The following is a 14,235-nucleotide window of genomic DNA, read 5'->3' on the forward strand; positions in this document are numbered from 1 at the left end:
CCGATATTATCTAACGGAACATCGGCGGACGAGCATCAACCCATAGCCCGTCTTCTTTACCTGATTGAGCCACGGCAGCAACAGCAGCCATAGAACGCAGACCATCTTCGGATTTCGGATAAAGGTTCGCAGCCGGGTCTGGTGATCGTCCTTCTTTCTTCGCACCAATAACTTCGGCCAAGTCTGTATAGATATTGGCAAAAGCAAGCGGCATTCCCTCGGCATGACCAATAGTCACCCGCGTTGCACGATCAGCTTCGGGAGAAAGATTTTCCTCACCACGCTCAATCGTTTGTAAACGCCCGTTCAAGGGCATGTAATAGAGTTGATTGGGTTGTTCCTGCATCCACTTGAGGCCGCCTGTTTCACCAAAAACCTGAATGCTCAAACCGTGTTGACGCCCAATAGCAACAGAAGACGTCCATAAACGCCCAACAGTTCCAGCATCCATCCGGAAGTTGACCATCGCATCATCTTCCAAAACCCTGCTTTCAATGAGTGAAGCACAATCAGCAGATAATTTTGTAACTTCTTGCCCCGTAACAAAGCTTGCCATGTGCAGCGCATGAATACCACAGTCAGCAAACTGCGCTGAAACACCCGCCTGCGCAGGATCATAGCGCCAGCGCACCCGTGGATTATCCGCATCTGCAGCATCCGCGTGGTGTCCATGCGCAAACTCTGTCACCACCAGTCTTATCCTACCAAGATCACCACGGGCAATCATTGCCCTCATATGACGAACCAGCGAATAGCCGGTGTATCCATAGTTCACTGCACAAATTTTTCCGGATTTCTGTGCGATACGAACGATATCTTCGCCTTCTTCAACAGTCATGGTCATCGGTTTTTCGCAGAGAACATGATACCCGGCTTCAAGAAATGCTTTTGTGATTTCGAAATGCGTTGAATTAGGTGTCGCAACAGTGACGAGATCAACACGATCTTCGCGTGCATTTTCACCCTGAAGCATTTCCCGCCAATCGCCATAGGCACGATCCGCAGCAACACCGAGCTCTTGTGCATAGCGACGCCCTGCTTCCGGATTATGATCAAGCGCGCCCGCAACAAAAGAAAACAGTCCATCAAGACCTGCACTTAGACGATGTGCCGGGCCAATCTGGCTACCTTCACCACCGCCAATCATTCCCCAATTAAGCTTTGCCATGTCCGTGTTCCTTAATTAAAACCGATGGATTGCAAATATTTACGGTTCAGTATTGCATCATCGATAGGGCGTACTGGCAGTGTCGGATCACAATCCTGTTCCACCGTGCACCAGCCTTCAAAGCCTGCTTGTGTCAAAAGCTGATAAACAGCCGGGAAATCTACATCACCATCACCAAGATTACAGAAAATTCCCTGCCCGCAAGCCTTATAAAAATCGGTTCTATTTTCTATAACATCTACTTTAACAGTCGGCGATATATCTTTGAAATGCATATAAGAAATACGTTTCATGTGGCGTTTCATAAAAGCGATTGGATCAAACCCTGCATAGGAATGATGCCCCGTATCAAAACAGATCTTGAGAATACTCTCATCAATCTCAGATAGCAGTCGTTCCAACTCTGGTTCAAAATCCATGAACCCCGCAGCATGAGCATGAATACCTGTTGTTAAGCCGTACTCTTCAGTGCCAATTTTAGCGACCGTCTCAAAACGGGTCCTATAGGCATTCCACTCCTGATCATCCATTTTCTCAGCTTCATCGACACGACCAGCTGTTGGGGCGCGACGCGGTGAAATAGAATCAATCAACACCAAGTGATTAGCTCCGTGCGCCACCAAAGCCTTACAGGTTCGATGCACCCCATCCAGCACATCATCCCATTGGGCAGGATCGTGAAAAGGCCTAAAGACAACACCACCAATCAGGTCCAGATGATGTTCATCCAATGCTTCGGCAAGTTGATTCGGGTCTTCGGGCATAAAACCAACAGGCCCCAATTCGATGCCCGTATATCCAGCTTCAGCACACTCTTTCAGTACCGTTTTCCAATCCGGATTGCGTGGATCTTGCGCAAACTCCACTCCCCATGAACAGGGTGCATTACCAATTTTTATAGACATCACTGTCTGCCTTTCACATTTACGAATATTTTAAACGTTCATCCACGTCTTTGATTCACTTGAATCATGAGCAAGCTCAACGATACGGTTCACGTCCATTCCATCCCGAAAGGTTGGCCAAACCGCTTTTTTCGTTTCAATAGCCTGCAGAAAATCTCGCGCTTCAATAATAATTTGATCCTGATAGCCTGTGCCATGTCCTGGCCCTTGACAAAACGCCAAATAATCCGGATGGCTGGGACCTGTCAGAATTTTCCGAAATCCCCGCAGGTGTTCCGGTCCTTCTGCTTTATAGAGCCATAGGGCATTTTGATCTTCTTGATCGAACCTGATAGCGCCTTTGGTTCCTGTAACTTCAAAGACGTATCCCATTTTTCGACCTGTTGCGATACGACTGAAAAACAGATGCCCCATAGCACCATTTTCAAACCGACACATAATCTGCCCCTGATCATCATTGGTGACATCAGATAGATCTTTAGCATCAGAAGCAGAAGATGTTGTGGGACGTTTTGAATGAACCGTTTCGACTTCGGCGATCAATGTTACAATTGGCCCGACAAGCGCCAAGGCACCATTAATCATGTGTGGCGCCAAATCACCCATTGTACCATTACTCTTGCCACGAGTGCGCCAGCTTGCTGATAACGCCGGATCTGCATAAAAATCTTCTGTATGTTCGCCCCTAAACCATGTGATATCCCCGACCTCTCCCTCTGCAATAAGAGAGCGGGCAAACTGGGCAGCAGGTGTGCGTATATAATTAAATCCGACCATATTAACGACACCACTGTTTTCCGCTGCCGCAACCATTGCCTGACTATCTTCCAAAGAGGCCCCAAGCGGCTTCTCACAGAATACTGGTTTGCGACAAAGGAACGCGGCCTCTGCTATCTCTCGGTGGGTTTCTTGCGGCGAGGCTATAACTATAGCCTCGACATTCGGGTCGTCGACCAGCTTTTGCCAATCAGAAGTACACCTCTTAAATCCGAAAGATTTTCGGTATTTTTCTGCAGATTGATCTGTGGTGGCGCAAACCATTTCTAAACGAGGACGTAAATTGGTATTAAAGACTGCACCAACAGACTGCATTGCCACAGCATGCGCCTTGCCCATATAGCCCCCACCAACAATGCCAATACCAATTTCTCTCATCGACAGAGCCTCCTCGTGTAAAATAAATTTGCAACCGGTTGCAAAATTAGTATCCTCAGAATCGATAACAGGTCAACTGACAATCGAACAATGTCAGAAATTGACGTAATAACCATACGACTGCAGAGGCAGATATGAAGACTTCTGAACAAACAATTCGCCTGACCACCGCGCAGGCTATCGTGCGTTACCTCGCCAATCAGTATATTGCCACAAACGGACAGGAAGTGCGTTTATGCGGTGGCGGATTCGGTATTTTTGGTCATGGAAACGTCACCTGTCTTGGCGAAGCATTAAATAATTACAAGACAGAGTTGCCTCTCTATCGTGGTCAAAATGAACAAAGTATGGGTTTTGCAGCGGCTGCCTATGCAAAACAACACCTTCGTCAGCGGTTTATGTTCTGCACAGCTTCTGCAGGGCCAGGAACGACAAACCTGTTAACTTCAGCCGCACTTGCCCATGCAAACAGGCTCCCCATGCTGATGCTGTGCGGCGATACATTTTTAACACGTTTGCCTGATCCGGTCTTGCAACAGCTTGAACACTTCGGTAATCCGACACTGGGCGTTAATGACGCTTTCAAGGCCGTTACCCGATACTGGGACCGGATTACCCACCCTGCTCAAGTTATTCAGTCTTTGCCTAATGCATTGGCAACACTGCTAGATCCCGCAGATTGCGGCCCTGCATTTATTGGCTTGCCACAGGATGTTCAGGGGTGGGTTTATGATTTTCCGCAATCGTTCTTTGCAAAAAAAGTTCACCGTGTTCGCCGCATTTCCCCTGATGAACTAGAAATTCAGGAAGCAGCAGAATTACTAAAAAGCGCCAAGTGTCCCATGATCATTGCAGGTGGAGGTGTTCAATACTCTGGCGCTGTTGCTGAGCTAACCTCCTTTGCTGAGCAGTTTGATATTCCTGTGGTAGAGACAATTGCTGGCAGAGCAAATATGCTCGCAACACACCCACTTAATATCGGCCCTATTGGTGTTACGGGATCCAATTCTGCCAACGCAATCGCCGAGAAAGCCGATGTTATTTTAGCCGTTGGAACACGCCTTCAGGATTTCACAACGGGCTCCTGGACTGCCTTTGCCCCTTCGGCACGCTTTATTTCGATTAACGCTGCACGTCACGACGCTGGTAAACATCAATCTCTGCCTGTTGTTGGAGACGCTAAAGTTTCACTGTCGCAACTTCTGACCCAATGTAACGATTACAAAACACCGGAAAGCTGGACAAAACTTTCGCAGGAAGAACGAAAAAATTGGAATGCCTATGTACAGAAGAACGTTGAACCAGATAATGGCTCCAATTCCTATGCCCAGGCCATCGGCACCATTAACGCGCTTTGTGATCCACGCGACAGAGTTATTGCTGCCGCAGGTGGTTTGCCAGCCGAAGTCGCGGCAAACTGGCGTACATTAAGTACGGGAACAGTTGATATAGAGTTTGGTTTTTCCTGTATGGGCTATGAAATTGCTGGTGGTTGGGGTGCCAGAATTGCACAGGCTGAAAGTGAACCCGATGCAGATACAATCGTTTTTGTAGGGGATGGATCATACCTTTTGATGAATTCAGACATTTATTCATCGGTCCTGAGCCAGAAAAAAATGATTATCATCACCCTCGATAACGGCGGCTTTGCAGTCATCAATAAACTGCAAAACAATACGGGTAATGAAAGCTTTAACAACCTTCTTTCTGATTGCCCAACAATTCAAAATCCTTTTGCCGTTGATTTTGAAGCCCATGCTGCCTCTATGGGCGCAATTGCAGAAACCGTGGAAACAACTAAAGAACTGGGTGAAGCCTTCGCCCGCGCTAAAGCTAGCGATAAAACCTATGTCATTTGTATGAAAGTTGACGCTTACGAGGGCTGGACAAAAGAAGGTCATACATGGTGGGAAGTGGGAACACCCCATATCAGTGATGATCCGAATGTTACCAAAGCACACAAAGAATGGGAATCCAGCCGTGACAAACAAAGGAGAGGCGTATGATCCCTTTCCTTGAGAAAATCAAAGAGAATAATTTTGTCGTACTTGGGCGTGCCGGGATGGATCTCTACCCTGATCCCCCCGGCACCAAAACAGAAGATGCGACACAGTTCGTTGCTGCCCTCGGCGGATCGTCAGCCAATATAGCTACTGCCTTGGTTAAACACGGTAGCAAAGCATCACTTGTGACGTCAGTTTCAGACGATGCTGTTGGGCGATTTGCCCTCAATCAACTTGATAAATATGGCATTGATCACCGTTACGTAAGACAAGTTGGTGGTGAATTTAGAAACTCTTTGGCATTAGCAGAAACCCGCATCGAAGATCATCAATCCGTTATTTATCGCAATGGCGCAGCAGATTTTCAAATGACGGTTGATTGTGTGGAAAAGGTTGATTACGCGTCCTTTGCCGCTCTTATTACCACAGGAACGGTCTTTGCTGCGGAACCATCACGTTCTGCAGCATTTCACGCAATCACTCTCGCAAAACAAGCCGGATTACCCATTATCTTTGATGTGGATTATCGTCCCTATTCTTGGCCTTCGCCTGACATCGCATCCGAAGTATATTCAAAAGTTGCCGCCCTCAGTGATATTATCATTGGGAATGATGAAGAATTTGACTTTATGGCCGGAGGGGAAAATCCCGGCCTAGAAAAAGCTCAAATCCTTGCAGCAAATTCAAAGCGAATTGTTGTCTATAAGATGGGTGAAAAAGGGGCCATTACCTTTACAGACACCGAGGAAATACACACCGGAATTTACCCGGTCAAAGCCCTCAAGCCTACGGGTGCCGGGGATGCTTTTATGGGCGGCTTTATTGCGGCACTGGCCCAAGGTTTACCGATAAAGGAATGCATATTACGAGGATCAGCCTCTGCAGCAATCGTTGTTACAAGAGTGGGCTGCGCCCCGGCCATGCCAACACCACAAGAGCTGGATGAGTTTTTACAAGAACATCCCGGCCCTCAGAAACCAGAACAAATCAAAAAATAAAAGCCCCACAAAGGCCAATTAAAGGACAGACCATGCATATTGCCCCGTATGATAATCAAAACAAGCCGATCGTCGATGTTGAAGACAGCTGTGTTCCCCTCAACTATTTCAATATTATCAAGTTGAAAAAGGGTGAAGCTTTTTCCTATCAAGTTCCCGGGTATGAAACCTGTGTTGTCCCCGCGACAGGAACAATCGACGTTGAGATAGAAGGTCTAAACTATATTAATCTGGGAAATCGCGGCGTAGATGTATGGGATGGTGAGCCTGAAGGCGTCTATGTTCCAACAGGTGCTAAAGCAACAATGGTCTGCAAATCTGATACAACAGAAATTTTTGTGGCCGGGGCAAAGTATGACAAGGTTCTGGATCCTTTCGACGTAAGATCCGCACAAATAGATCTGGTTCAATATGGATCTGACGACACCAAGACACACCGAAAAATAAAACATATCCTTGGCCAGAAACAACACGGTCAAGTTGGTCGCCTGCTGGTCAGTGAGCTCTTTACCGTTGGCCAAGGTGGTTGGTCCGGTTTCCCGTCTCACAAACACGATACAGACAGACTGCCTGATGAAACCCGGCACGATGAAACCTATAACTTCAGGTTCCGCCCTAATCATGGTTCCGGTGTTCAAATGCTTCAACGCGAAGATAATAAACCTGGTGATGCTTACCATATTGTCGATGGTTCGACGATCTGCCTGGATAAAGGTTACCATCCCTGCGCGGTTCTGCCAGGGTACGAAATGTACTACTTCACCATTCTTGGTGGGTTAAGCCAGCGTTCACTGGTTCAGTATTTCCAACCAACACACGCCTATCAGATTGAAACAATCCCCGGTATCAAGGATATGATTGCGAAATTCAAATGACGCTAGCCACTCTTTCTGATGTTCTGCAACCAGCGTACAAAAAGGGATACGCTGTTCCCGGACTTGTTGTTTTAGGCTGGGAAGATGCCCGTGCCTTTGTTACCGCAGCAGAACAGGAAAATGCTGCTGTTATCTTACAAGCTGGCCCCGGATGTCGGGCACACACACCTCTTCCTGTTTTAGGTGCCATGTTCCGTGCCTTGGCAGAGGAAGCAGGCATTCCCGTTGTCGCCCATCTTGATCATGGCTACACCATCGATGAATGCAAGGAAGCTATTGATAACGGTTTTACCTCTGTCATGTTTGATGGCTCGCGCAAACCTTTGGCACAAAATATCTCAGAAACCAAAGCTATTGCGGAACTCGCACATAAAGCAGGGGTATCCTGTGAAGGCGAGATTGGTTTCGTTGGTTATGACAATGGTGAAGCTTCGGCAAGCACCTCTGCGACTGATGCGAAGCGCTTTGCCGAAGAAACCAACGTAGATGCTATGGCAGTTTCTGTCGGCAATGTGCATCTACAACAGGATAAAGCTGCCGAAATAGATATTAATGCCGTAAGAGAGATCGACGCCTGCACTGATATACCGCTGGTCATTCATGGTGGATCAGGTGTGCCAATGGAAACACGCCGTTTTCTTGCCCACAACACAGCTATTTCTAAGTTCAATATCGGTACTGAACTCCGTATGACTTTTGGTCAATCTCTTCGATCTATTCTTGCATCGGATAAAGAGCTCTTTGATCGCATTTCAATATTAAAACAAACCGAAGAACCTCTTACCCAAACCGTCAGAAGCATTATTCGAAATTTATTAGCAACTTAATTATTAAATTTATTCCTTGAAGATGATTTCTTTAATTTTTTGAGCTTGTGTCTTTGGTGCAAGTCCACCAACAGGCGGATCAAGATCAAGATTAGCGGGAAAAGAATACCCCTCTGCAGCAGCAGCAATGGCACTTTTCAGCATGTCATCAGGCAACGTTCCTGATTGCTTGGCGGATTGCAATACGGGTAAAAGGGCAGATAGCATTCTATTTCGATCAACGACCTCCATCGCACGCCCAAAAGCAGACGAAACCTGTAACAGGTTCGCTAGACGATAGATATCACTGGTTTTATTCTCCCCTGCAGCATGCATAAGGGCGGGGTTAAAGAATACAGCATCCCCTTTTTCCAAAGGCAGTTGCACATAATTTTCTTCGAAATAATCCTGAAATTCCTGGCGCGTAAATGCCAGGTACCCTTCGAGAAATAATTGTGAATAAGGCAAAAATTTTGTCGGGCCGCTTTCAACAGGCATATCACAGTGAGCCACAGCCCCTTGAAGGGTCAACAAAGGCGACAACTTATGAATATGAGATGGATAGTTAGACATCTGTTCATTTGTCATAAACCCAAGATGATAATCACGATGAGCAGCCTGTGCACTTCCACCCGGGTTTACTCTATTAACCTGCGCGGTTATTTGATAACCAGCTCCAAGCCAGGCCTCGCTCACCATCGCCAGAGTAGTATTCCCATAGTAATCGGTAAAATTCACAGGATCAGCGATACAGTGTTTTTCCAACGCATTCCAAATCCGATCATTTGATCCTGCCTTTGCAAAATGATCACCACCAGCAAGGTTTGTTTCTTTTTCAGCCGAAATAATACCTTCAAAGACCTCTGTGGCGCGATCTACAGCAACTAAATCAGCCATAGCCCTCTTGATGACGAGCACACCGGGTCCTTGAGACAACACTGTTGTCCACTCAGCCATTAATTCTCGTTTTGATTTTGGATCTTTGGTCCATCCGCGCACGTTTTGTCCATCATAAACCACGATATTTCGAATAACATCTTGAGCATAAGGCCAGTCTTCAGATTTAGTTATCTGTGAAGTTTGCTCTCTAAAAATCTCTAAATCACCAGCTTCCGATGATACCCAGACCTCGTGATCGCGCTGTTCTTTAATTGAAATGTTATTCATTATTCCGACCTTTCACCTCAACACACATGCGATGATTTGTTTTAGAAATCGCATGGTTGTTTTCTTTCTCCAAAAACAATAGCTGTGGTATTCTCTGATTTGAGACAAAAAAGACCTCAAAAAGACCTCAAGAATGAAACAGAAATTCCTCCTTAAAAGTATTGCTTTCCAAGCAGGACTAAGCCTTGCCACTGTTGATCGTGTTGTTCACAAACGCGGTAATGTGAAGCAGGAAACGGCACTGCGTGTCCAAGATGCAATCAATGAACTAGAAAAACAGCGACAAACCGCACAACAAGCGGGGAAACGCTTTACACTTGATGTTATTATGGAAGCTCCAGAGAGGTTCTCTAAAGAAGTCAAAAAAGCCTTTGAAAAAGAAATGCCCGGCATGCGACCTGCCAGTTTTCGCTGTCGCTTTCATCTCAACGAAATTATGTCTGTCTCACAGATCATAGCACTTTTAAACAAAATCCACCGACGTGGAAGCCATGGCTTAATTTTAAAGATCCCTGACGTACCAGAAATAAATCAGGCCGTACAAAAGATCGTCGCGGCAGGCATTCCGGTTGTAAGCTTTGTTACCGACATCGCCCGATCTAACCGGCTCGCCTATATCGGTATGGATAATTATGAATCTGGTAAAACCGCTGGCTATATGTTGAAAAATTTTCTCGGAAATCAATCCGGCCAAATTCTACTCACCCTCTCTCGGGATATTTTCCAAGGAGAAGAAGACCGAGAGAGTGGGTTTAGATCATTCTTCTCTGACATACCTCAGCGGATTAAAATTCTCAAGCTAAGTGAAGGCCGAGGAGATAATTCAAAAACAGAAAGTCTTGCTTTAGAGCTTTTAAGTCGAGAGCAGAACATTCTCGCAGTTTATTCCCCAGGTGGTGGTAACAAAGCAATTCTTGAGGCCATAAAAAGAACGAAACAACCTTGCCAATTTTTCATTGCACACGACCTCGACAGAGATAATGTGCAGCTCCTTCGACAGGGAAAGATATCACTCGTTATATATCACAACCTGCGACAGGATGCCCGACGTGCCTGTCAGCTGATACTTCGGTATCACCGCTTGTTGCCAAGCGATTTTACTATTTCTCCCTCTGAAATTGGTATAGCAACACCGCATAACATTCCCTGTTTATAGGCCCTGTTTATAGGCCCCGTTTATAGACAAAAATAATATCAAAGCTTTAAAAGTTTCAAGCTCGACCCCAAAAGAGTTGGTCACTGAATATTTGGCTATTGTTTTACAGCACACATTTCCTATGTCTTAAAATGTAGCAACTTTCTCAACATGAAAGGCTACGAATATTTATTTGTTAAATGACAGCTAAAGATAATCCCTGCATTATATGCGCGAAAATAAGGATTTACGTATGACAACGAAACCGGAAAGAGATATTGAGAAAACGTACCCAATAGAAGATTTCATCGCCAAGTTACGCCGCTTAGCTGATTCATTGGAACAAAACAAAAGCTTTGAAATTCAAATTGCAGGAGAACGCATCTATGTCCCGGTTCGAGCAATTTATAATATTGAACATGAACGCGGTGATGGTGAAGAAGAAATCGAATTTCAGATCAAATGGGACCTAGAAAAATAGCAGTCTCAAACAAGACCCATACAGTGCCCCTTATCTGGGCACTGTATGGGCGATGTCCATTCTGAAATTGGTGTCAAAGATATCCCACTATATATCACTATTGCTGGAATTCTCTCGCCTTGTGTAATTTTTTATAGCTTTCTATTAATTTCAGATGCTTATCTAACCCTTCAAGTTTCATACTTGTCTTTGTTAGGCCATAAAATTTAACTTTCCCCGTCACAGATCCAACTGCGTTATCCATTATGTCAGAACCGTACATTCTGGTGAAATTGGGGATAAAGTCATCAATATTCAATTCATCATCAAGTGTAATATCAAGAACCGCATCCAATGCCCGGTAAAATAAAACACGCTCCACAGTATTTTCATTAAAGTTCAGAAAATCACCGATGCCGTCTTTTGCTTCTTCATATTCTTTAAGAGCCAGGTTAATCAGTATTTTCAACTCGCGGATATCCAGCTTGCCCCAAACTGTATTTTCATCAAATTCTATCCCGATCAAACCGGCAATGATTGTATAGGGATCCAACTCAGATTCTTCTAACCGCTCAAGCAAAATTTCCAATTCATCATCAGTTAAAGAATGAATATTTAAAATGTCTTCCCTGAAAATTAATGCTTTATTGGTGTTATCCCAAATCAGGTCCTCCGCTGGATATACTTCTGAATAACCAGGTACCAAAATTCTGCAAGCCGTTGCCCCAAAATCATTATAGGACGCAATATAAACTTCTTTGCCAAGGTCTTTGAGAATGTTCATCAGGCATTCATTTTCTTCTTCTGTCGTGCCACTAAAATCCCATTCGCAGAAATCATAATCCTGTTTCGTGCTAAAAAACTTCCACGATATAACACCAGTAGAATCAATGAAATGTTCAACAAAATTCCCAGGTTCTTTCACTGCATGGCTGCTGAACGTCGGAAGCGGAACATCATTCAAACCCTCAAAACTCCGCCCTTGCAATAGTTCTGTGAGGGAACGTTCCAAGGCCACTTCAAAGCTTGGGTGCGCCCCAAAAGAAGCAAAAACACCACCTGTTTTTGGGTTCATCAGGGTCACATTCATAACCGGAAATCTTCCACCCAATGATGCATCCTTCACCAAAATGGGGAAGCCTTTATCTTCAAGTTCCTCTATTCCAGCCAAAATATGAGGGTATTTTGCAAGAACTTCTTTTGGCACATCCGGAAGAACGATTTCTTCCTCAATAATTTCCCGTTTAACAGCGCGTTCAAATATTTCAGACAGACATTGTACCTTTGCTTCATTAAAGTTATTGCCTGCACTCATACCATTGCTAACAAATAGATTTTCAATCAGGTTTGATGGAAAATAGACCGTTTCCTGATCTGAGCTGCGTGTAAATGGTAGCGCACAAATACCGCGATCAGTTTGCCCTGAATTGGTATCAATTAAATGAGACGTTCTTAATTCACTATCAGGATTATAGAGTTGCATACAGAACTCATCCATCAACCCTTTTGGCAAGGCATCATCTGGGCCCGCTTTAAACCATTTTTCATTGGGATAATGCACAAACTCACTATTTGCGATTTCTTCACCAAAATAATAGTCATTATAAAAGAAATTACAGCTAATTCGTTCTATATATTCCCCTAAAGCGGAACAAAGGGCGCTTTCTTTCGTTGCCCCCTTACCATTGGTATAGCACATCGGTGATGCAGCTTCGCGGATGTGAAGTGACCAAACATTCGGTACAATATTACGCCAGGATGCAGCCTCAATTTTAATACCAATATCCGACAAAATAGCCGTCATATTGGCAATCGTTTGTTCCAAAGGAAGATCTTTGCCCAGAATAGTTGTATTACCATCGCTCTCATAGCTTTGTAACAACGACGCATCATCCAGATTTTCCACAGGATCAATTTTAAATTCTGGTCCTTGCTGGATAACTTTTTTGACTGTGCAACGATCGGCAGATCTTAAAATACCCGCCCGATCTCGTTCAGAAATACCCTCTGGCAATTCAATTTGAATTTGAAAGGTTTGGTTGTATCTGTTTTCCGGATCGATAATATTATTCTGCGAAACCCTGATATCATCTGTGGGGATATCACGTGAAAGGCAATAGACCTTCACAAAGTAAGCGGCACATAGCGCAGAAGATGCTAAAAAATAGTCAAACGGACTTGGCGCAGTTCCATCCCCTTTATAGCGAATAGGCTGGTCAGTGATTATAGTAAAATCGTCAAACTTAGCCTCAAGTCTAAGGTTGTCCAAAAAATTTACGATAATTTCCATTTAACTATATCTTTCCTAAATATGTGCCATTATTACTTTCAGCTTTCATACCTCAAATAAAAAAGCCCCCATCGCACATGCGATAGAGGTTTTTTATTTGGTTGCGAGGGTACACAACCCCTGAAACTTCATTAGTAACTCTAAAATATCTACAGGAAAAACATTACATTTATTGCCAAGGTTAATCAAATATTTTTATACAATTTTATCGCTTATATTTTTTGCCAATAAGCAGCACAATAAAATCGAGTCGACTTTAATTTCCATTTAAATTTCAATATTTTACGTATTTTTCGAGCATCATTTTGTTCACCGCCAAACCAGACATATATATCTTCATCATCAGGCAAAACGGTATCAATGATTGCGGATGAAAGCTCGTTATCACCATTACTTTGCAGCCATGAGATTTCTACGCCATCAGGTTTTTGAAGATCAATCTGATAATTTTGCTTTCGTGTTGAAAGATACACTTGTCCTTTCGTATCTGGAGAACATCGTTCCAAAATTCGGGAAATGGCAGGTAGGGCAGTTTCATCGCCCCCCATTAACAGCCAATTGTTATTGATGTAACTGCCCCCGCCTGGTCCCATAATACCAACGGTTGTTCCCTCCGAAACGCTTTCAGCCCAGTCGGCCGCAACACCTCCTTTATGTCGCACCAAATCAAAATCCATTTCCCCCTGATCAGATCGGATATAACGTGCGGTATAAACACGGTTGTGCAATTCATCTTGTCCTTCGGGAAATTGTACTTTTCCTGATGTGAGCCTGATTGGCCATACAGGTTTTTTGTTTGGTTTTTTAGGTAACAAAAGCCGAAAATGTAGGCCCCCATCCTCAAAGAGATCAAGATCATTCCCTGCTAAAGTCAACCGTAGCATCCCTTCGTTAAGAATCACTCGTTTGACGACTTTCATCGTCCGAAAGTTAGCAGGTGTTCCCACGACAATTTTATTACCACTCCAAACCAAATCAGAAAGCTTGATTCCGGGCATGTGTTCCACCAAATAATCAGCAACAAAATCACGCATAATATCAAGCCCGTCATCTCTGTCAGTTTCCACGACCAAACTCATTTGATCTTTGGTTGCTGAAAGCCGTAACAGGCCATACTCGCTTCTAATGGAAAAGCTATTATCATTATGCTTCTCTGCTTGTAGTTCATGCTGCTCAATGTGCCGAACCTGTGCTTCAAGATGTTGATCAGCATCGGGAAAAGAAAGACTAAGGGAAGACTGAAACATGGTTCGCCTATTATAATTTAGAGTTT

General features: G+C 44.4%; 12 protein-coding genes. 6 read left to right on the plus strand and 6 right to left on the minus strand.

Annotated features, from left to right (window positions below; translation table 11 throughout):
* Positions 1-10: 10 nt before the first annotated feature.
* The 3 genes from WH96_RS15810 to WH96_RS15820 are packed head-to-tail and all read right to left on the minus strand — an operon-like array spanning position 11 to position 3,228.
* On the minus strand, positions 11-1,168 hold the full coding sequence (locus WH96_RS15810; RefSeq protein WP_047765175.1) for a Gfo/Idh/MocA family protein: 1,158 nt from the start codon (positions 1,166-1,168) through the stop codon (positions 11-13).
* Between the two features lie 11 nt (positions 1,169-1,179).
* Complete coding sequence (locus WH96_RS15815; RefSeq protein ID WP_047765176.1) at positions 1,180-2,073, minus strand: sugar phosphate isomerase/epimerase family protein; 894 nt, start codon at positions 2,071-2,073, stop codon at positions 1,180-1,182.
* Positions 2,074-2,103: 30 nt separating this feature from the next.
* Complete coding sequence (locus WH96_RS15820) at positions 2,104-3,228, minus strand: Gfo/Idh/MocA family protein (RefSeq protein WP_082130525.1); 1,125 nt, start codon at positions 3,226-3,228, stop codon at positions 2,104-2,106.
* Between the two features lie 134 nt (positions 3,229-3,362).
* Here WH96_RS15820 and iolD point away from each other — a divergent pair, with 134 nt between their 5' ends.
* Genes iolD through WH96_RS15840 form a run of 4 tightly spaced genes read left to right on the plus strand, consistent with a single transcriptional unit; the run spans position 3,363 to position 7,931 of the window.
* Complete coding sequence (gene iolD / locus WH96_RS15825; RefSeq protein ID WP_047765178.1) at positions 3,363-5,234, plus strand: 3D-(3,5/4)-trihydroxycyclohexane-1,2-dione acylhydrolase (decyclizing); 1,872 nt, start codon at positions 3,363-3,365, stop codon at positions 5,232-5,234.
* Positions 5,231-6,229 carry a 5-dehydro-2-deoxygluconokinase gene (iolC, locus tag WH96_RS15830; protein ID WP_047765179.1) on the plus strand — a complete coding sequence of 333 codons (999 nt, stop codon included), beginning with the start codon at positions 5,231-5,233 and terminating at the stop codon, positions 6,227-6,229. The genes iolD and iolC overlap by 4 nt, the downstream gene beginning before the upstream one ends.
* A gap of 32 nt (positions 6,230-6,261) precedes the next feature.
* Positions 6,262-7,104, plus strand: a complete 843-nt coding sequence (locus WH96_RS15835) for a 5-deoxy-glucuronate isomerase (protein WP_047765180.1) — start codon at positions 6,262-6,264, stop codon at positions 7,102-7,104.
* A complete protein-coding gene (locus tag WH96_RS15840; protein WP_047765181.1) occupies positions 7,101-7,931 on the plus strand; it encodes a class II fructose-bisphosphate aldolase in 831 nt (276 codons plus the stop codon). Before WH96_RS15835 ends, WH96_RS15840 begins: the two co-directional genes overlap by 4 nt.
* A gap of 9 nt (positions 7,932-7,940) precedes the next feature.
* Here the strand turns inward: WH96_RS15840 and WH96_RS15845 are convergent, their stop codons facing one another.
* On the minus strand, positions 7,941-9,077 hold the full coding sequence (locus tag WH96_RS15845) for a phytanoyl-CoA dioxygenase family protein (protein WP_047765182.1): 1,137 nt from the start codon (positions 9,075-9,077) through the stop codon (positions 7,941-7,943).
* Positions 9,078-9,210: 133 nt separating this feature from the next.
* Here WH96_RS15845 and WH96_RS15850 point away from each other — a divergent pair, with 133 nt between their 5' ends.
* Together WH96_RS15850 and WH96_RS15855 are read left to right on the plus strand one after the other, a co-directional pair.
* On the plus strand, positions 9,211-10,233 hold the full coding sequence (locus WH96_RS15850; RefSeq protein ID WP_047765183.1) for a LacI family DNA-binding transcriptional regulator: 1,023 nt from the start codon (positions 9,211-9,213) through the stop codon (positions 10,231-10,233).
* Positions 10,234-10,465: 232 nt separating this feature from the next.
* Positions 10,466-10,693, plus strand: a complete 228-nt coding sequence (locus WH96_RS15855) for an amphi-Trp domain-containing protein (RefSeq protein WP_082130529.1) — start codon at positions 10,466-10,468, stop codon at positions 10,691-10,693.
* A 97-nt stretch (positions 10,694-10,790) separates the two neighbouring features.
* Here WH96_RS15855 and WH96_RS15860 read toward each other — a convergent pair whose 3' ends face one another.
* Together WH96_RS15860 and WH96_RS21510 are read right to left on the minus strand one after the other, a co-directional pair.
* A complete protein-coding gene (locus WH96_RS15860; RefSeq protein ID WP_047765185.1) occupies positions 10,791-12,962 on the minus strand; it encodes an OsmC domain/YcaO domain-containing protein in 2,172 nt (723 codons plus the stop codon).
* 212 nt (positions 12,963-13,174) lie between these two features.
* The gene (locus WH96_RS21510; protein ID WP_053006018.1) at positions 13,175-14,209 is read right to left on the minus strand and encodes a siderophore-interacting protein; all 1,035 of its coding nucleotides are present in this window, start codon (positions 14,207-14,209) and stop codon (positions 13,175-13,177) included.
* Positions 14,210-14,235: the final 26 nt, after the last annotated feature.

The sequence above is a fragment of the Kiloniella spongiae genome, assembly GCF_001026905.1.
Classification (GTDB): domain Bacteria; phylum Pseudomonadota; class Alphaproteobacteria; order Kiloniellales; family Kiloniellaceae; genus Kiloniella; species Kiloniella spongiae.